General features: G+C 42.1%; 19 protein-coding genes. 5 read left to right on the top strand and 14 right to left on the bottom strand.

Going from position 1 to position 19,495, the window contains the following annotated elements; all coding sequences use genetic code 11:
* Positions 1-333: 333 nt before the first annotated feature.
* From AC3WVG_RS08495 to AC3WVG_RS08475, 5 genes are all read right to left on the bottom strand, one after another.
* Positions 334-2,424, bottom strand: coding sequence for a peptidase domain-containing ABC transporter (locus AC3WVG_RS08495; RefSeq protein ID WP_488797709.1), 2,091 nt, complete (start codon positions 2,422-2,424; stop codon positions 334-336).
* A gap of 8 nt (positions 2,425-2,432) precedes the next feature.
* Complete coding sequence (locus AC3WVG_RS08490) at positions 2,433-3,782, bottom strand: TolC family protein (RefSeq protein WP_488797708.1); 1,350 nt, start codon at positions 3,780-3,782, stop codon at positions 2,433-2,435.
* Positions 3,783-3,968: 186 nt separating this feature from the next.
* On the bottom strand, positions 3,969-4,175 hold the full coding sequence (locus tag AC3WVG_RS08485; RefSeq protein ID WP_488797707.1) for a hypothetical protein: 207 nt from the start codon (positions 4,173-4,175) through the stop codon (positions 3,969-3,971).
* 997 nt (positions 4,176-5,172) lie between these two features.
* A complete protein-coding gene (locus AC3WVG_RS08480; RefSeq protein WP_488797706.1) occupies positions 5,173-5,838 on the bottom strand; it encodes a response regulator transcription factor in 666 nt (221 codons plus the stop codon).
* A 963-nt stretch (positions 5,839-6,801) separates the two neighbouring features.
* A complete protein-coding gene (locus AC3WVG_RS08475) occupies positions 6,802-7,245 on the bottom strand; it encodes a PPC domain-containing DNA-binding protein (RefSeq protein WP_488797705.1) in 444 nt (147 codons plus the stop codon).
* Between the two features lie 464 nt (positions 7,246-7,709).
* On the opposite strand from AC3WVG_RS08475, the gene AC3WVG_RS08470 reads away from it, so the two are divergent.
* Positions 7,710-8,453 carry an ATP-binding protein gene (locus AC3WVG_RS08470; RefSeq protein ID WP_488797704.1) on the top strand — a complete coding sequence of 248 codons (744 nt, stop codon included), beginning with the start codon at positions 7,710-7,712 and terminating at the stop codon, positions 8,451-8,453.
* Positions 8,454-8,592: 139 nt separating this feature from the next.
* Here the strand turns inward: AC3WVG_RS08470 and AC3WVG_RS08465 are convergent, their stop codons facing one another.
* From AC3WVG_RS08465 to AC3WVG_RS08455, 3 genes are all read right to left on the bottom strand, one after another.
* The gene (locus tag AC3WVG_RS08465) at positions 8,593-9,753 is read right to left on the bottom strand and encodes an ATP-binding protein (protein WP_488797703.1); all 1,161 of its coding nucleotides are present in this window, start codon (positions 9,751-9,753) and stop codon (positions 8,593-8,595) included.
* Between the two features lie 256 nt (positions 9,754-10,009).
* The gene (locus tag AC3WVG_RS08460; RefSeq protein WP_488797702.1) at positions 10,010-10,210 is read right to left on the bottom strand and encodes a ferredoxin; all 201 of its coding nucleotides are present in this window, start codon (positions 10,208-10,210) and stop codon (positions 10,010-10,012) included.
* A gap of 29 nt (positions 10,211-10,239) precedes the next feature.
* Entirely contained in the window at positions 10,240-10,920 is a 681-nt protein-coding gene (locus AC3WVG_RS08455; protein WP_488797701.1) for a Crp/Fnr family transcriptional regulator, read from the bottom strand.
* A 322-nt stretch (positions 10,921-11,242) separates the two neighbouring features.
* On the opposite strand from AC3WVG_RS08455, the gene hcp reads away from it, so the two are divergent.
* Positions 11,243-12,868 carry a hydroxylamine reductase gene (gene hcp, locus AC3WVG_RS08450; protein WP_488797700.1) on the top strand — a complete coding sequence of 542 codons (1,626 nt, stop codon included), beginning with the start codon at positions 11,243-11,245 and terminating at the stop codon, positions 12,866-12,868.
* A gap of 89 nt (positions 12,869-12,957) precedes the next feature.
* Here hcp and AC3WVG_RS08445 read toward each other — a convergent pair whose 3' ends face one another.
* The 3 genes from AC3WVG_RS08445 to AC3WVG_RS08435 all read right to left on the bottom strand — a co-directional run bounded on the left by AC3WVG_RS08445 (position 12,958) and on the right by AC3WVG_RS08435 (position 14,799).
* Positions 12,958-13,605 (bottom strand): NAD(P)/FAD-dependent oxidoreductase, encoded by a 648-nt coding sequence (locus AC3WVG_RS08445; RefSeq protein WP_488797699.1) that lies wholly within the window; start codon positions 13,603-13,605, stop codon positions 12,958-12,960.
* 79 nt (positions 13,606-13,684) lie between these two features.
* Positions 13,685-13,867: a DUF8462 domain-containing protein gene (locus AC3WVG_RS08440; RefSeq protein WP_488797698.1), complete on the bottom strand. Its 183-nt coding sequence runs from the start codon at positions 13,865-13,867 to the stop codon at positions 13,685-13,687.
* Between the two features lie 506 nt (positions 13,868-14,373).
* Positions 14,374-14,799, bottom strand: coding sequence for a Fur family transcriptional regulator (locus AC3WVG_RS08435; RefSeq protein ID WP_488797697.1), 426 nt, complete (start codon positions 14,797-14,799; stop codon positions 14,374-14,376).
* Between the two features lie 278 nt (positions 14,800-15,077).
* Here AC3WVG_RS08435 and AC3WVG_RS08430 point away from each other — a divergent pair, with 278 nt between their 5' ends.
* From AC3WVG_RS08430 to AC3WVG_RS08420, 3 genes are all read left to right on the top strand, one after another.
* On the top strand, positions 15,078-15,719 hold the full coding sequence (locus AC3WVG_RS08430) for a peroxiredoxin (RefSeq protein ID WP_488797696.1): 642 nt from the start codon (positions 15,078-15,080) through the stop codon (positions 15,717-15,719).
* 441 nt (positions 15,720-16,160) lie between these two features.
* Entirely contained in the window at positions 16,161-16,265 is a 105-nt protein-coding gene (locus tag AC3WVG_RS08425; protein WP_488797710.1) for a hypothetical protein, read from the top strand.
* Complete coding sequence (locus AC3WVG_RS08420; RefSeq protein WP_488797695.1) at positions 16,256-16,432, top strand: DUF4372 domain-containing protein; 177 nt, start codon at positions 16,256-16,258, stop codon at positions 16,430-16,432. The genes AC3WVG_RS08425 and AC3WVG_RS08420 overlap by 10 nt, the downstream gene beginning before the upstream one ends.
* A gap of 432 nt (positions 16,433-16,864) precedes the next feature.
* Here the strand turns inward: AC3WVG_RS08420 and AC3WVG_RS08415 are convergent, their stop codons facing one another.
* From AC3WVG_RS08415 to AC3WVG_RS08405, 3 genes are all read right to left on the bottom strand, one after another.
* Complete coding sequence (locus AC3WVG_RS08415) at positions 16,865-17,155, bottom strand: carboxypeptidase-like regulatory domain-containing protein (protein WP_488797694.1); 291 nt, start codon at positions 17,153-17,155, stop codon at positions 16,865-16,867.
* A 130-nt stretch (positions 17,156-17,285) separates the two neighbouring features.
* Complete coding sequence (locus AC3WVG_RS08410; protein ID WP_488797693.1) at positions 17,286-18,416, bottom strand: trypsin-like serine peptidase; 1,131 nt, start codon at positions 18,414-18,416, stop codon at positions 17,286-17,288.
* Between the two features lie 850 nt (positions 18,417-19,266).
* On the bottom strand, positions 19,267-19,495 hold a 229-nt coding region (locus AC3WVG_RS08405; RefSeq protein WP_488797692.1), incomplete at its 5' end, for an integrase core domain-containing protein.

The raw sequence follows: 19,495 nt of genomic DNA, 5'->3' as shown, positions 1-19,495 counted from the left end.
ATTCTTAGTGAAAACAAAGAGTTAAACAAAAAAGACTGCGAAATGATGCTTGAGAGGATGCCAGATGTTGTTGGACAATATAAAAAATATTAGACTTGAGTCCAATTACAGGGTGGAATTAGTTCTTGAAACGACTTGGCTGACGCCATACATTTTTCTTAACCTTAGCTGTAGGAGAAGCCACGGCATTATTATCGTAAGCAGTCAGCTTTCAGCAAAAAGAGAACAATCAATACAAGACGGTAAGTAGTGAATCTAAATGGCTATTTCAAAATATGGCGCACAATGCGTAACTTACGGCTTTCATTAATCTTGTTAAACGCTTGCTACAAATCAAGTCTGCATGGTGCTCAGGTGGTAATAATAGGCCTTTTTCTTTAACAGCTCTCCACGGGTCCCGGTTTCGATCACGCGTCCTTTATCCATCGCGATAATCATATCGCAACTCTTGATGGTGGAAAGCCGGTGGGCAATAATTATAGTTGTCCGCCCTTTCTTGATCGCCTGTAGGTTGTCGCGGATTATTCTTTCCGATTCATAATCCAACGCCGACGTGGCTTCGTCAAATATCAGTATCCGCGGACCGGTAATGAGTGCTCTGGCGATGGCGATTCTCTGTCGCTGTCCGCCTGAGAGACTGGAGCCTCTTTCCCCCACCACAGTGTCATACCCTTTAGGAAGCTGAGCGATAAACTCGTGAGCGCCCGCAAGCTGGGAGCACTTTATGATCAGTTCCATCGACGCGTCAGGCCGGGCCAGAGCGATGTTTTCCCTAATAGTGCCGCTGAAAAGATAATTTTCCTGAAGAACCACGCCGATATTGTATCGCAACCACACAGGATTCATGTGTCTTATGTCGATACCATCGATGTAAATTGCTCCTTCGTTAGCGATATACAACCGCTGAATAAGCTTTGCGATCGTGCTCTTACCGCTGCCACTTCTGCCAACTATCCCCACACTAGTGCCAGCATCAATATTAAAGCTAACTTTGTCAACCACATTGGGACCGTTTGGCGAGTATTTAAACGAGACCCCCTCAAGCCTGAGGTTGCCTTTAAGCCGGGGCAGGGTAACGGCCTTGGTAGACGTGACCTCTAGCGGATGATTAAGAATATCGCCCAGGCGGTCAACAGACAACAGGGCCTGTTGAAAATCGTTCCACAAATTGACCAACCGCAGCACCGGGCCGGAGAACTGGCTGGCGAACATCTGGAAAGCGATTAGCTGACCGATGGTCAAATCGTTTTGCATCACCAATTTGACCCCGATATAGAGGACAGATATGGTCATAAGTCTTTGCAAGGTCCTGGACAAAGTGCCGGATATATTGGTCATATTGGCCAACCTGAAACTCGAATTGACATATTTGCCCAGGCGGTCTTCCCATTTTTTTCGCATCGACCCCTCAACCGCCAGCGACTTTACCGTCTGAATCCCTGTAACCGACTCGATAAGGTAGGAGTTGGACGCTGCGGCCATCTGGAACTTGTCTTCAAGCCTTCTTCTCAGCTCCGGGGTTATAGTGAGATACAGGATGGCGATTATTGTCACAAAAGCTAAGACAATCAGGGTCAGCTTGACGCTATAAAGCAGCATTACCGCCACGAAGACAAATGAAAAAAACAGGTCGATAATGACCGACACGGCCTTGTTGGTGATAAACTCCCTGATAGTGTCAAGTTCTCTAACCCTTGCCGCGATGTTGCCAACCTTTCTCGCTTCAAAGTACCTAAAAGGCAAGGCGAGCAGATGATTGAACAATTTGGCACCTAGTTTGGCGTCCAGCTTGCTTGTGGTATGAATGAAGATATAATTCCGGGCCAAGTTCAGAAGTAGTTCGAAAACCATCACCGCTCCAAAGGCCACTGCCAGCACGTCGAGGGTTGTCATGCTCCGGTGCACAATCACCTTGTCCAGGATTACCTGGGTGAAAAGCGGCGTCACCAAGCCGAAAAGCTGGACCACGAAAGAGCCCAGCAACACCTCGCCGATAATCCGTTTGAACTTCACTATCTCGTTCAGAAACCACTTGAACCCGAAAACGGTCTGAGACGATAAGGGCCTGTTCTTTAAAATTATAAACCTGCCGGAAAATACCTCGTCGAATTCTGCGAAACTTTTTTCAACTGTTTTCTTTTCCGCGGGCACAAACAACAAAACCTTGTCCTTATCCTGGTTAACCTTGAGCAGGACAACATAGGAATTGTCATTACAGACAACTATCGCCGGCAGCGGATATTTATCAGCCGCTTTCTCCAGAGAAATGTCTTTTTTGAGTCTAGCCCGAAAACCGTATTGTTTGGCGATTCTTAAAAGTTCTTCGGGTCTTGTTTCGTCATTGTCAATGCCGAACTCTCTCACTATGGCGCGAATATCCACGTCGACCTGGTTTATCCGGGCAACTACGTCGAAAGAAATCAAGGCGGTATTCATTTAACAACACTTTCAGTAAGAAATTTCAGGTGTATCCTGTTGGAAACCCGCTCAATCTTCTTAAGCGTTATATCAAGCTGTCTGGTAAGCAATTCCACCTGCTGTTTCAGCAAAGATATCCGGTCGGTTATTTTATGTTCAGTCAACCTTTGCGCCATTTCATACTTGTTGTCGGCCTGCGCTAGACACTCATTCCACCTGGTTCTGCTGTGCTCGAACAGGCGCGCATTGTCCACCAGGGTGTTGATCTTTTTTTTCTGCTCAGCAAGCTTTTTGTCTCTCTGTAATTCGAGCCTGTAAAGCTCTGTTTTAAGCTGTTGCCCCCTTGCCATGTCCCCGAACCCCTGGAACAGGTTAAGATCGACTACTACGCCGACCGATACGTTCCTTTTCCGCATGGAGCTAAAAGAGGAAGTGAAACTCGCTGAATCTTTGCCATAAAACCGGTAGGAAGAATACATGCTCAGTTTCGGCAGCCTTTCTCTCTTTAGAATTTCGTATTCCGCGACCTTTTTGGCGATTTCAATATCATATGCCATAATTTCGGGCATCTGGCTAACATCCGGCCTGGTGAGTTTGGCCTTTGTGTCAGGAAAATCTTCGAACTGGACGCTGTCCACCTCATATGTTTCGCCAGTGTAGAACATTAACGTATTTAAAACTCTTTGCAGCTCCAGCCTGTAACTATCTAGATCCTTGGCCTTATCGGCAAGATCGATTGCCGCATCAGTTACGTTTATTTTCCCCGCGGCGCCCGCCTTGTAAAGCTTTTGGGTAAGGCGGTAGATCTCTTTTTTCAGTTTGAGTATCTCTTTGAAGGTGCGAATATTTTTAGTCAGGACCAGCCCTTTTGTATAGAGCGACAGCACATTTACCTTTATATCGGTGACAAGCCTGGCTAACGCAAGTTCGGCGAGTTTTATATCTCTCTTGGTATTGTCGTATTTCATTCCTCTGGCGCCGAAATCAAAGAGGTTGTAGTTGAGATTAACTGACAGCGAATGCTGGTAAGTCGAGTCGTTACTATTTAAAGTCGTCTCGCCGACATAGGCTATGCCTTTGGCTTCTTTATCCAGATCGCGGACATATTCGTTGTTCAACCTTACGGACAAGGTAGGAAAATACATGGCCCTGGCCTCTGTGAGTTTCAACTTGTTGATCTTTATATCAACTTCAGCGATCTTGAGGTCGTAAGATTTCTTAATAACTTTTTCGATAACGCGATCAAAATCCAGTGTTCGGGCATCAACCGGCCGCAAGGCAAACAGCGCAAAGAGGACGGTGGCAAGAACACATCTAAACGAGTGGACCGCATGGCTTGAGCTTGGAGTTGAAAATTCAAACATTACTGTCTGTTGAAGGATGTAATTGAAAAACGACGACCTTGGCTTGTTGAATAGCTAAATACTGTCCGCTAACCCTCTTTTTATGCATGATTCCAGGAATTGACGACTATATATGAATTGTTCATCCTGTTTGACATTTTTTATAGAATTTAACGCTATTACTTCATTAGCTGCAAAAGCAAGCAACTACTGAACAATCCAGTAGATATGGGTGTTGGTAAGGTATGAGCCGATTGAAAGCTCATGCCCTTCGATAGCGTTATTGGTGTAGCTCTGGTTTGTAATTGTTACTCTGTCTCCCTCACTGTATTCGAACACAAGATTTGACCCTTCCATGAAAAGGGCAACGTCATCTTTTGTGACGCCCTCTCCGCGGTTGAATACAATTGTCATAAACCCTGGCACCTCCGATAAAATCTTCTCCCTGAGCACCTCTTAGAGTATCATCGCTGCTGGCCCGGCATAAAGATAGTCAACTCCTTCAACTCCCATTAAGGTATCAACGCCAGTCCAGTATAAACTTTATCGTTGCCATCTCCCCCTGCATCTCATTACTGCCTAATGTAGCCATGATAATATCGTCTCCACCTTTCGCATAAATTACATGGCTTAGCTCTGTATCTCTTGTCTTGTTTGTATCGCCTATTCTTATATGAAAAGTTATGTCTTTCAGACCAGAATAGTTCCATCTACAAACACAATTCGTTACTCTTTTGATAGATAACTAACGCCATAAATCATGCCCTTGCTATCTCCCACGCTGAATATATAAATATCGACTCACTGCCTACTTCTATGCATCATTTCCATCATATGCACAATCACCCAAAAGTATTAATTTTGATATTTTTTTCGGCTAAAATCATAATACTTTTCTAATACTAAAGTACTAGAGTAAAACGAAACAACTAATACCTTGGTATTAGAAAAAGTATTAAACAAACTTTGGCTATTATGGTCAATTCTTAGTGAAAACAAAGAGTTAAACAAGAAAGACTGCGAAATGATGCTTGAGAAGATGCCAGATGTTGTTGGACAAAATAATTGGTTGAGTAGTTGAGCAGGTAAGTGGTTGACTAGGTAGGATGGTCTGTGGATATAGGACTCTGGAGTAAAATTTTTCCCAGATTGCCGCCAAATTCTCGATTATTACCACTGCACAGAGTATCTGTACAGGTTTGATTCCTTAATTATGACAAAATTTTGCTAAATAGGAACAAAAAAAGAGAAAACAATCAGCAGATGCAATGCCAAAATTAAGGCTTCTCAAAAATCAGTGCAAATAGCGGATGCGCCCACGGATATCTCCGTTGCTAAAGCCATTAGGAAGAGGAGAAGACTCACTGAAAGTTGAAAAGGGCTACTCTCCGCCCTGTGTTCACTTAGGCGTTTAAAAATGCCTAGCGACCCACTGCGCGGCCTGATACCTGTTGGAAACGTTGATTTTGTTGTAAATATTGTAGATATGTGTCTTGACGGTGTTTGGGCTAATGCTAAGATAGTCGGCAATGTCCTTATTGCTGGCTCCATGAGCAAGCATGCTAAGTATTTGTTTTTCTCTGGAGGACAAGCCATAGGAAGCAGCACTCTCTAGCGGCTCATCGGCGGAAGTTTTTGGTTCCAACAGGCATTTCCACAAGATTTCTCTAGAATACCACCACTCCCCCTTCAAAATTGCAGAAATACCTTTGAGGAACATCTCCAGTTCTTCGTCCACATAAAAAATGCCCCGCACGCCTCGAGTCATTGCTTCTTTTTCAATTCCCTTGGCTGGCTCTACATTAAAAAGGGCCATTAGACATTGGGACAGGTTCCACTCTGTCTTAGATTTGATCACGACCCACAAGTCAGCGAGATCAGTGTTTAGGCAATCCAGCAGCAAACACGCCCGGACCAACTTGTTATCTACATTGGAGTGGAAACGCAGCCTTGAACCGGTCGTGCACTTTAACCCTATTTTCGTTTCTAGGAACGAAACAATAAGTTTATTTTGTAGTTTATTCGAGCCGACAATATGAATTGAAGTTACGGGTATTAAATCCGGAGCTATCTTCATTTGTATTTAGTCACTACAAATTTTAGGTGAAAATTAACCCTCGGCAAATGATCACAAAACTGATTTGCACTATTACTGGAAACGAATTTGTGTCGGGTTAGCCGGGGGACGCAAATACAGTCGATGATAAAAATCTATTTTTCATGGCCGATAGTAGAAGTGGTACAATGGAACAGGCCACTCAAGCTATTTTAAAGTTTGCATACATACCATTATAATTTTCTATAAATCAGCCTTACAAAAATTGTCAAGCAAAGAAGTTATCCAGGAACTATTATAAACAAAATACCACCAACAACCTCTAACTGCCTGCCAAAAAAATAATACTCCCCCTTTTTGTAACTTTACCGTAACCAATTCGATGTATGATATTTTTTGCAAAAAACTACATTCCTTACTGACGACGTAAATATATTTTTATTTTAGGTTCTTTCCATTTCGAGTCTCGTCGGCTCCGCCACAAAACAAAAAATAAGGGATTAGGTAGTTTTACCTAAGCCCTTATTTTTTTGATCTTCTTAAAATCTCTTCAATTTTCTCGCTTTTAAGGTCCCAAACTACTTTATTTATCCTTTTGTTATCATCATTTTTTAAATTACTCTTCAAACTGCATCTAGTTTACCTGACTACCTGAACCAGATAAAGAAAAACAAGACTCCAACCATTTTGCGGCAACTATCCACTTCATGTAGTTTTTTTATCGTTGCCACTGGACAGCACAAGGGGTGCGTAACGCTAGATGTTCAACTGTCAATGGCCAAAAATATTTTCCTCTCTTCGTCATTCCGAGGGAGCGAAACGACCGAAGAATCTCTCGTGTAGCGAACGAAATTCTTCGCTTCGCTCAGAATGACGTAACCAGAACAACTAGCGAATGCACCAACACAAGGGGCGGAGCAAAGACAAAATTTTTTTCTACCACATAATTTTCTCTTTTCATTCACAGTGTTGGAAACAAATTCATCATGGTTTTAGGAGCTTAAATCCGGTTTCCGGTTCAAGTACTCGTGCAGCCGTAGTATCAAGCAGTTCAAAAAGAATAACCTCCATTACATGCCATACCTTCACTCCTGCGCGAACACATCCGGTTACGGAAGACGACTTTCTCCCACAAGCCATATGCATATGTAACAAAGGATTGCCTTCTTCATCAGGGAAAAGAGTCCCGGTCCCAACTATCTCATGCACATTGCCCAAGATATGCACCATTGGCTTCACAGGGTTTACTCGTCCCTGTTCAGGCCCCACCACAAGCTTGCTTCCTTTATCCGCACCGCCGACTATGATTAAGGCAGCGGCTTTAATGGAGTGTTCACGAGCAAATTGTTCAATTACCTCATGGACAACCTCACCGTCTTCAAGACGGAGAATAAAAATGCGTCCCTGTTTGGCCTGCGAATATTTCATGGTTTAACCTCGTTAGTTTCCTTTAAGATTGTCAATGCTACTGCTACCATATGTCATTCGAACCATTTTTATTTTCAAATTGCATTAGCAATTACAACTAGTCAATTGTTTGCTGGCCATAGTCTGAGGCAAAAGCCCCCTAAGCCCAATTTTTTTAAAAATCTCTTTATCCTTCACGATTCCTGCCACTCCCAACATCTCCGATAAAAACGTTCCAAACTCTTGCGACAATCTCGGAATTCAAAAGTTACCGGACTTTTGCTTGCTGCCCAAAATTTTCGAAAAAAATATTTAAACATCTGACCTTCAGATACAATACAAAGTATGTTAATCTAATGTCTAGCTCTCATTGGAGACAGGTCTTTTTTGTAAAATTTTTTTCTCTTTTTGACTTAAGTCAATCCAAATTTGAAAAAGAAGGTTATTGTAAGGCCAGATAACATAAAAAGAAGGAGGTTTACACGATGGTAAAACGCAAAATTATCCACATAGATGAGGAACTTTGCAACGGCTGTGGCCAATGTATCCCGGCATGTGCTGAAGGTGCCCTGGCCATTATTGATGGCAAAGCCAAAATTGTGGCTGACAAGTTTTGTGATGGTCTTGGAGCTTGTCTGGGGCATTGTCCTACAGGAGCCTTAAAGATTATCGAACGCGAAGCAGATGAATTTGATGAAGAGGCAGCCATGGCCCATGTGCAGGCTCAAAAATCAGATAGTGATCGCCGAGAAGTTCAAAAAGAAGAACATGGGGGTTGTCCTTCGGCTAAACCCATGGTCTTGTCCCCCTGCGCCCAGGCCAACATCCCCCAGACTCAGGAAGGCTCCAACCTTTCCCACTGGCCAGTACAGATAAGGCTTATTCCTCCTAGTGCGCCTTTTTTAAAAGAAGCTAATCTGCTGGTAACAGCCGATTGTGTGCCAGTGAGTTTGCCCACTTTTCAGTCACAGTTTCTGCCGGGTAGAGTAGTGATGCTAGGATGCCCTAAGTTTGACCCGGCAAATGAATATGTACAGAAATTTGTCCAGATTTTTAGCCAGAACGACATCCAGTCGGTTGTTGTTTTGGAAATGGAAGTGCCGTGTTGTTCTGGGCTACATAAAATTGTGCTTCAGGCATTAAAGTTGGCCGGCAAAAGTTTGCCCGTTAAAAGAATTATTGTCCGCAGAAACGGGCAGAGTGAGGAAGAACCTCTATCAATGTTTTAGAAGTAGGATAGTGTTTGTGTAATAATGAGTCGAAAGTCTAGGAGTCCAGAGTCAAGGACAGTTGAAATCTTGAGCAGAAATGTCTCTGGCTCTTAGACTCTCGACTCCTCCCTTTCTTTAGCCCTTCCCCTTTCTTAATTCATATCCCCCGATACAAAGCTGCTATTGGGATAAGTTTAACACCTCCAATATTCTGGTATTCATCTCCAGTATAAAACAGGAATAATTTTACCGGACGTTCAGTTGCTCTTCCAAATTCTACAAGATTACGTACATCCTTTGGGCCAGGTTTGCTGGTTGTTTTAATTTCCACTGCATAGACTTCATTATTACTCTCCCATATCAAATCTATTTCTCTGCCCGCTGCGCTTTTATAATAATAAAACTTGTCAGCCTGAATAAAACCCAGCTTTCTTCTCTTTTCAAGTTCGGCAATCACAAAATTCTCTATTAGCTGACCCTCATTCACCTTAACGCGCAAACTATAAATAATGCCATTATCAGCGAAATAAGTTTTTGCAGCCTTAATATAACGTTTAGCCGGTCCATACTGATAGCCATGCAATTTAAAGATAAGCTGTGACTGGAAAAGAGAATTAAGATATTTTTTTGCTGTTGGAAAACTAACACCTGCTTCCCTGGCAAAATTTGACACCTCAAGATGAGAACCTATGGACCGTGCCAAATTGACAAAAATTGCGTACAGACCGTCAAGATTTTCAATATTGGCTAGTTGCATGAGGTCTCTAGTAAAATAGGTATTCCTATAGTTTATCAAAAGATCTTCTTTAGCTTTTTTATCAGGCTGTGTAATGACTTCAGGAAACTGGCCAAAGGTAATGGCATCAGGCAACTGACGCTGCGCTTCTTTAAGCTTTATCAAAGAAAGTTCTTCTGAAAAAATATGATGGGTGGGTTGTCCGCGATCTTCTCCCCAGCAGGCTGTGGGCAGTGAGTAGATATTAATTCGTCCGGCAAGGGTGTCAGCTGTCGAGTCAAGCAGACCGATGCTGCTTGATCCGGTCATCATGAAAATAGCACCAAAGTTGTCTATGACGTATTTTGAAGCTATTGTAAGTATGGGCAATCTTTGAATTTCATCAATAATCGCCTTTGTACCCAATTCGCTGATAAAACCTTTTGGATCCCGTTTTGCCCACTCAAAATAATCCAAGTCATCAAGGGTGACGTAATGAAAGTCAGGAAACCTGGATCTGAGCAGGGTTGTCTTACCGCACCGCCTTGGCCCGATAATCAGAGAACTTTTTTCGGGCTCTATGAATAACCATCTTTCAAACATAGTTTAAAAGTAACATGGATATTTTGAAAGTCAAGTTTCAAAATAGCTACCATTAACAACTCAGCTATCAAAAACAGATTTATCGTTTTCGATATATGGAGTATATGGGATAAAGTTGGCCGGTAAAAGTTTGCCCGTTAAAAGAATTATTGTCCGCAGAAACGGGCAGAGTGAGGAGAAACCTCTATCAATGTTTTAGAAGTAGGATAGTGTTTGTGGACACTACTCAGGGACAGAGAACAATCAAGAGATATCTCTAGTTTGCCTTAATCAAGGTTATACAGTCTTGAGGGCAAGTGACAACAGCCTCTTCGATTTGTTCTTCTGTCCCTGCCAAAGGGTCCAGAATAAAAGCTTTTCCGGTTAGCTCATCAATGGCAAACACTTGTGGACAGATTTCTACACAGGCTTCACATCCTGAACACTGTACCCGATCAATGAAGATTTCTCTATCCATTATGATTTCTCGCATGTAGACTAAAAAGGTTAAAGACGGCTAAGCCCAAGCGCGATTTCTTTTAACTTCTCCTGATCTTTCAAAGTAACAGTATTTCCATTAATTTCAATTAACCCTTTGTCCTTAAATTTTTTTATCACTCTTGACAAAGTTTCGGGAATCGTGCCTAGTAAACTAGCTAACTGATTTTTATTTATATCTAAGCTAAATGTGCTTTTCCCCTTAGTTTCTAAAAGCAAGAGGAAATGGGCGGCTAATCGGGCAGGCACTTCCCTTAAACTCAAATCCTCGATTTTAGCCACCAATTCTCTAAGGCGCAAAGCAAATAATCCCAAAAGATGTAGCCCTAAATCAGGACTTTGGGCCAAAAGTTCCCTAAAACTTTGTCTGGGGAAAAATAGAATAGTGCTGTCTTGCAAGGCCTGGGCATTGGCCGGATATTTCTGGTCAAAAAAGACAGCCACTTCAGCAAAGATCTCTCCCGGACCAAAGATATGCAGGATATGCTCTTTGCCCATAAAAGAAAGTTTAAAGATTTTAACTTTGCCCCTAACCAAGGCATAAAACCCTTTTGCCGGATCGTTTTCATAAAAAATATCTTCTCCTGCCTGATATTCTTTGACGATAACGATCCGGGCCAGACTTTTTAATTCTTCTTCTGGAAGCTGGCTTAAGAGTGGTATCTGTTTTATTTGTTCTAGATTAGTCATTTTGATGATTATAAATTAGTTGTTGCAATTAAAAATTTAAGCTACGAACAAAGGCCTTCATGCTACAGAGGCAGTAAGTTCGCCTTTGATAGTAGCACCATTACTTATAACTCGTAGTTCACGAGTAAAAAAGTTTCCGTTTTAAGTATACACTATTTTCGCGATAAATTTGACTTAAGTCAATGTCTGGATGTGAAGAAACAACTATCTCTTCTTCCCAAGGTTGAGGGGATGTGTTATTTTATGGATATTAACAAAAACTTATCACTAAACAATTTAAGCTCAGGTACTTAAATTTGAGTGCCTGGAGGGAGGAAACGTTATGTTTTGTTATCAATGCGAGCAAACAGCCAAAGGAACAGGATGTGTAAAGGTTGGAGTATGCGGCAAACAATCTGATGTTGCTGCTCTGCAGGACCTTTTAATTTATGCTTTAAAAGGCTTATCTCAGGTGGCATTAGCAGGCCGAGAAGTAGGTGTAAATGAACGAGAAGTAAATGTATTCACCTGCGAAGCCTTATTTTCTACCTTAACCAATGTTAATTTTGATCCGCAGCGTGTAGCCGATCTCGTAAAAGAGTGCGTCCGTTTAAGAGACGAGTTAAAACAAAAGGTCGTGGATGCTGGAGGACAAGTACCTGATTCTGGCCCAGCTGTTTTTGAACCAGCAGCCACTCTTGAGGAAATGGTGGCTCAGGGTGAAGAACATGGTATTCTGGCAGAAAAGGACCCTGATCCAGATATCCATTCCTTAAAGCAGACTTTAATTTACGGCATCAAAGGTATATCAGCTTATGCTGATCATGCCCAGATTTTGGGTCAGGAAGACGATGAAGTGTACAAGTTCATCCAAAAAGGGCTGGTAGCAACCCTGCGCCAGGACATGGATCTGGGCCAATGGGTAGACTTGGTACTAGAATGCGGTCGGATAAATGTACGGACCATGGAGCTTTTAGATGCTGGCAATACATCAACCTATGGTCATCCAGTACCCACAGAAGTCCCTCTTGGGGCAAAAAAAGGAAAGGCCATTCTCGTCTCAGGTCACGATTTAAGAGACCTGGAACTGATCCTGAAACAAAGTCAGGGCAAGGGCATTTATGTTTATACTCACGGAGAGATGCTTCCCTGCCATGGCTATCCTGAACTGAAAAAATACGAACATTTTTATGGGCACTATGGTACAGCCTGGCAAAACCAACAAAAAGAATTTGCCAAGTTCCCCGGGGCCATTGTCATGACCACTAACTGCCTGCAAAAACCTCTTGATAATTACAAGGGAAACATCTTCACTACCGGCCTTGTAGCCTGGCCAGGAGTGAAGCATATTCAAGACAAGGATTTTACCCCGGTTATTGAAAAGGCCCTGGAAATGGAAGGGTTTACAGAAGACACAGACAAAGGCACTGTTATGGTTGGATTCGCCCGCAATGCCGTACTTTCCGTAGCCGACAAGATTATTGAGGCGGTAAAGGCAGGCAAAATCAGGCATTTCTTCCTGGTCGGTGGTTGTGATGGTTCCAAACCAGGCCGAAGCTACTACACGGAATTCGTGGAAAAAGTTCCTGAAGACTGCATTGTTTTGACCCTGGGTTGTGGCAAGTTCAAGTTCTTTGATAAAAAACTTGGAGATATTGACGGAATCCCCAGACTTCTGGATGTGGGTCAGTGTAACGATGCATATTCTGCAGTCCAGATAGCCCTGGCCCTGGCCAAGGCCTTTGACTGCGATATCAATGACCTACCTTTGTCCCTTGTTTTGTCCTGGTATGAGCAAAAAGCCGTGGCAATCCTGCTCTCTCTCTTGGCCTTGGGAGTAAAAGATATTCGCCTTGGGCCCTCACTGCCGGCTTTTATCAGCCCAAATGTCCTGGATTTTCTAGTTAAAAACTACGATATTAAGCCCATTTCTACTCCAGAGGAAGATCTAAAAGCCATATTGGGCTAAAACTAACCCCTCTTTGCACAAAACACATAAAAAACGAGAGCCGGGTTAAACCCGGCTCTCGTTTTTTATTGTATATTCTATTTATTAAATTATTCTAAGACAGCTTTAGCAAAAGCTCCAAAACCAATTTCGTCTATAAAATGACCTAGGCGCTTCCTGGTTTTGGAACTTTCATAAAACTTAATGATTTTCTCGGTTACTTCTAATGCTTCTTCAGTGCTTAAACCTTGTATTAACTTTTGTGCCAACCTTGGCTTGGCTCCGCCCTGGCCACCTACTGTAATTGTCCAACCATCTGACATCCCAATGAAGCCTAACTCTTTAATGCAATTCTCTGCGCATTGGTTAATACAACCGGAAACACCTATTTTAAATTTATTAGGCAAATCATATCCATGATAAAGTTTATCCAGTTCCAGACCCAGGGACAGGGAATCCTGCTTTGCCAGTGAGCAAAAAGTTGTGCCCGGACAAACTTTAATACTACGCACACATAGACCTACAGCAGCTCCAGGCTGAACTCCCAGTTCTTCCCAAATTTTGTCAATGTCTTCCTCTTTGACACCGACCAAGGCAATCCTGGCGGCACTAGTTACTTTTAAAGCTGCCACTCCGTATTTTTCAGACACATCAGCTAATTTCCTCAGAAACTCCGGAGCAACAATGCCTGCTGGCAAGTGTGGGACAATAGCGTAAGTAGTTTTATCTCGTTGTAACACAGCTCCTTTCTTAGCCATAATTTTTTCCTCCTTATTTTGATGTGGATGCAGTTAACTGTTATATCTTATACCCTTTAGATGTAGGTCACACCAAGGTTTAATTCTCCACAGGTGCATAATAACACCGCTTAGGCGAATGCACGAGGCCCTTTTCCCTTAACTTCTTAATTGCCTTTGATACTTCCTTGCTATCAACCCCCAACGACTTTGCCACATCTCCCGGCCGTACAGGTTTTTGCGCATCTTTCATGGCCTTTAAAACTTTTTCCTCAATATCCATTATGCTTACCTCCCTTTTTGAAAAGTTATTACTTGTTGTTAGTAATGATTATTATTATCAAATATTTACTTCTTGTCAATCCATTTCTAAATCAAACTTATCGACAATATAATATAAATAAATTCAGATAGTTAGCCAGGCCAAAAACTTCCAATCCACATTCTACGAACTATTCTGTCCCATTAATCAAACAAACAAATTACACTTTAAAATACCTTAAATTAAAATAGCTTTTACTACAAGTACAAAAAATATTAACACCAACCACTCCATCAATAACTAAATTTCCATCTCTTAAATTTTGGGATTTACAAATAAATCTTTTGTGAAAACTCAAAGAAAAATTGGGGGGGTAGTAAGATAAAAAAATTTCTATACTCTATTGCTGAGTAAATTTAACAAATTTTGAACGAAGATTAGGCAGGATGATGCTACAAGTGTAGCTTGTTTCTTTGTAAACTAACTTAGTAATCTAACACACAATTTCGATTGCAGACTGTCTTTAATTAAATTTTTATATTTACCTTGTCATTATTGCCATCAAAGGCCAACTGGCACTCAGGACAAAGTCCAAAAAAATCAAAGCTATATCCAAGAACTTTAAATCCGGAAAAACCCTTAGATTTAAGCTCAATACTCGGTTCATAATCAACATCACAAACACGTCCGCACTCAATGCATCGAACATGGCAATGCGGCTTTGGATTGCCATCAAACCTTTTTTGCCGCCCAGCTATATCCAATTTTTGGATCAAGCCCATCTCACACAAAATATCCAGGTTTCGGTACACTGTGCCCAAACTAATTTTCGGCAAGCTTTTGCGCACCATATCATAAACTTCATCCGCGGTCGGATGAGTTTTTACTCCTTTCAAGGCCTCTAAAATTACCTTTCTTTGCTTGGTTAAACGTTTACCTTTTGGTAATTTCATTTTCTCCTCCTATTAAAGAAAAATTATTATCTATTTGAATACGGAGAAAATTTCAGTCAAACTAACTCTAAAGAAAGCTCAGCTTCTGCAAAAAATCTAAAAAAGATAAAAAATTATTTTAAAATTTTAGAAAGCAAGGTTGACAGAAGTCAAAGCATCATTAGGTTTGTTCAACGAACTCTTTCCTAAAAAATCTTTTTGGGAGCCAGTTTAATTAATAATAATTATTAATTAAACTTTTGTCAAATAGAACTCTAAACCAAAATCTGGAGGTAAGTATGAGCTGCAAAACACCATTACTCGGGAAAAAGATGCCTGAGCTGGTGGTCAAAACTACACATGGCCAATTAAAGCTCCCTGAAGATTACAAAGGGAAGTGGTTCATTTTGTTCAGTCATCCGGCTGACTTTACACCTGTTTGCACAACAGAGTTTGTAGCGTTTCAAAAACGTTATGATCAGTTTAAAGACTTAAATTGTGAACTAATCGGCCTATCCATTGACCAGGTCTTTTCTCATATCAAATGGGTGGACTGGATTAAAGAAAACCTGGACGTTGAGATAAAATTTCCTATCGTTGCTGATGACATGGGGCAGGTAGCCAAAAGTTTAGGCATGATTCATGAGGGAAAAGGGACCAATACCGTACGCGCACTATTCGTTGTCGACCCGGAGGGCACCCTACGTCTTATGCTCTATTACCCGCAAGAATTAGGTCGAAATATAGATGAAATTTTGCGCATAGTTAAAGGCCTGCAAACTTCGGATAGCAATGGTGTGGCCATACCAGCCAATTGGCCTAACAATGAACTTATTAATGACCATGTAATTATTCCTCCAGCATCTGATGAAAAAACCGCCAAGGAACGTAAGGGACAAGAGAATTGTTATGATTGGTGGTTTTGCCACAAAAAGATTTGATCCCCTCCATACCCCCTAAACCATCTCCTGCGCCCCCTTCTTAATGCGGGACGACGACGGAAATATAAAAAAGCGGGCATTTAAGCCCGCCTTTTTTATATTTCAGACTATTAGACTCCACTTCTTCATATTCCCAAAATCACTAGTGTCCGGTTAAATCTCGGTGAGTTTTTAGGAAAAATATGCTGGTAAATATTTTTGAGTAATTAAGGAAGTCGGAGACTTACTTTGAAAAAGTAGGGTTTAAAAATCCACCTCAAAACTCAAAATTTTATCAAAAAAAAGATTTTAAGACTATTTCTGGGCTTGTTTGTGGTATTTTAGAAAGAGATCGAAAATGAGGATACTTTTATTTTGTTTTGCAAAACCAACCTGTTATGATAGAGTTGCCTATAATTTACACCTACAACAGGAGATTTTGCACATAATTTTTTATAACCTATTTTCAACCGATTTCTATCCCTTGTGCCCAGACAAATTTTTTCCAGGATTGACAAACAACATGGCCCAAAACGACAACCTAAAAAATTTACCTTGTGGGAGTAGTTTGTATACCTTCTCTTCTTCCTACTAACAGAAAAAGTCTTAGAGCCAGTATTAGAAACCTGAACTCTTTCCATCATAAATTGTATCACTTAGGCGTAAAGCCGGTGCCAAGTCTACCTTTTCTGATGCTAAATGCTCAACCTGTACCGCTTCTTGCCCTGAAATAGCCATTGCAAGCAGCGCCGTCGGTCCCTGGAGAACTTCAGCAAGAATTCTTTCTTATGACATCGGTGTGTGATGAGCCACACATGTCCAGGTATATAGTGTCGTTTCGCCCGTGCCATAGGAACCGTTATCCTTAAACAAGTATTTTTGAACCCCAAAATGCCATACTAAGCCTCTATATCGCTTGTTCAATGGCAATTTGTTCGCTAATGACAACCTCTTGCCGTGGCCCGACCCCGCATACCCAGTTATGTTTTGGTGTTCACTTTTTTTGGGTAAGTTCTCAGTCCGTGTTCATTCTATTGTTAAGTGAACAAGCTAGAATATTAATATGTTACATGCTTACCCTTAAAATATTGGGAGGAAACTTACAATTTTATGAGCGTCCCTCTGCTCATCTTGTTGATGGGCTGCGTACTCTGTCCTATTTGCTGTCAGCCAGTCAGCGAAAAATCGAGGCGAGTAACCTGGCCTGCTTCGAGATGTGTCTGCTGGGTTCGAGTACCATAAACTTCCGCATTGACCATAATGGTGTAATCTCCTGGGATGAGGTCATCAAAGTTATATTCGCCCTGCTCATTCGTCAGGGCGGCAATATCCTTATGGGAGGGGCTGGCGCCTGTTATCAGCACTGTGGCATTTGCTACGGGCTCACCTTGTGAGGTTGTCACCCGGCCTGTAATAGACCCTTTGTCCCTCTGACTGTTCTCCGTTTGCGAATTCATGCTTCTCGTCCCCCATGCAGTCCGCTTGTCCGCGACAATTTGCAGGGAACCTGAAAGTTATCTAACGCTGTATAGACAGGTTCCCCGCACAGTAGATTCACCTCAAATAGTAGGCCTTGTAGATGATAGACTATGATCCTAACCTCTTCCAGTTCTTGATGTTATTGAAGACCGGTTTGGTAATGCGCGTGGCGGAGTTCCCAGACGTAGAACCGTTGGTGTGAATGCCAACCACATGGCGCTTGCCTCTCCTCAGTCGCCATACCGGTGAGCCGCTTTGCCCGCCAGCGGTATCGATATTGTAGATGAGTGTTCTCGGCGTAACCCACTTGATGCGACGAGCATGCCAGCATTGCGTCCCTCTGGGCTTGTCCCCTGGATAGCCCGAAAGATTCACTTTGAGGCGGAGTAGTGAGAAAAAACTTAGATTAGCGTAACCAAAGTATCCGAGTCGCCTACCATAAGGACAGCTCCTAGGTAGAATAATCGCTCCGTAGTCATTGCAACGTTTCTTTTTTCTCGTCCAGCCCTTCACACTATGGAAACTCGATGAAGTGCATGACCCATAAGGTCGCGTCGATCCGTTGCGACCGGGGATCACCTCGATCCTTCTGGCCCAACCTCCATGCCTGTGCATATAAACGACGTGACCAGCGGTAATGACTGTGCGCGGACCGACGAGCCAACCTGTACCGATCCACCTACTGCCGTCCCTCGCCGTTATTAGTAGCGAGCAGATAGTACGCCAAGGGTAGGCAGTGGTGTTAGTAATCTGAACGCGGTCATCTCTGCCGATCACGACTTCGGCAACTGTTTGAGTAAGGCCGGGTTGTTGTTGTACCAAAGCGATAGTCGCTGGATCGGCAAACTCCGCGTACCACGCGTCCAGTAAACGTGCTTCATCTGCTTGAGCTTCCTCGCGATCCATCTCCAAAATACTCTCATCAAAGCCTTCCACAGGCTCAAGCTCAAGGTCACTTTCGATGGTGGGCGGCGGCTCTTCCTCGCCATACTCTGGAGACTCCAATTCGCCCTCAATCTCTACAGGCTCTTCGCTGGAGACTTCAACATAATCGTCGGATCCCTCAAGTTTTTCGGCTTCCGCTTCGTACTCTGCCGTTGTGCCGGGCTCAGCCTCCACCCTGGCCTCTGCCTCAACCTCTTCTTCTGCTCCCTCAAACTCTTCTTCTATGTCTTCACGGTACTCCTCCGAAAAGACCTGTTCCTTAGTTTTTTCGGTTTTTTTAGATTCATAGGACATAGATACTTCCTCCTTCCGATTTAATTGTTTGATAGTCTTGTGCCTCTCTAAATACTTTCAGTCTTCTGCCTTTTTCCACACCACCTCCTTTCAAGTCGCCAAGCAAAACGGTTACCTAACGTCCTGGATAAACTGTGGAGCTGGATGTTGCCAATCAGCACAGACGCTTTACCCATCAGCTTCATCCATTTGTTATGGCTAACTACCTTCCTGTTTAACTTTGACAAATGCCAATATTTAATATTTAAGATGTGCCCCTAGTTCTCCTTCTTATACGACGTGAAGTGTGGTGAATTACGGAGAGAATTTTTGCCGTTACTGAGATAATCGCTATCTATTATCGGCTTGCTGGAACTATTTTTTTGAAATGTGTTTTTGCAGCTTTACATTTTCGGTGAGATTGAAGTACGTAGGATATACACAGATCAGAATCTCACAGGGGATCTTCTTCGGGGAAGACTTTGAGATTAAGTTTAGAAGTGGACTCACACAATTTTATTATGTAATCACATATTTTTGATAGTCAATCGCACTAGTGTCCAGTTAACTCTTGGATAATTTCCAGGTAATATGTAGTTACCAACAGTTTTGAGCGATTGAAGTAGTTAGGGACTTATTCCGAAAAAACTGCATTCAAAAAGTATCCAAAAATCATTTTTTTCTAAAGAACGTTTTTTTGGGGCATTTTGAGGCCTTCTATGGCCTTTCTGGAAAGGGATAAGAAATGAAAGTTTTTTGTTTTGTTGAGTAAAACTAACTTATTATAAGATTATTTTGGAATTAAGGCAAAAAACAGGAAGTTTTGCGCATGACATTTTAAACCGTGTGGTTTCGACACATATGAGACAAACTAGGTTCCAATTTTTTGCTTTTCCAGGAATCTAAAATATTTTGAAGAACGGGGTCTTATGCTCTCGTTCGATTCCCAATATTTTGTTGTCACTTCAGACTGAATTGGAATACAAGGTTTTAGTTCGAGATACTTTTCCCAAGGCGCTTTTCCATTTAAAGAAGAGTGTGGCCTCTTTTTATTGTAAAACTCCTGCCACTCTTTCACGGCTTTAAAGAGATCGGTATTT

Source organism: Desulfovulcanus sp. (genome assembly GCF_982781345.1).
Note: the sequence above shows the minus strand (reverse complement) of the source record. Positions and strands in the feature narration are given on the sequence as shown.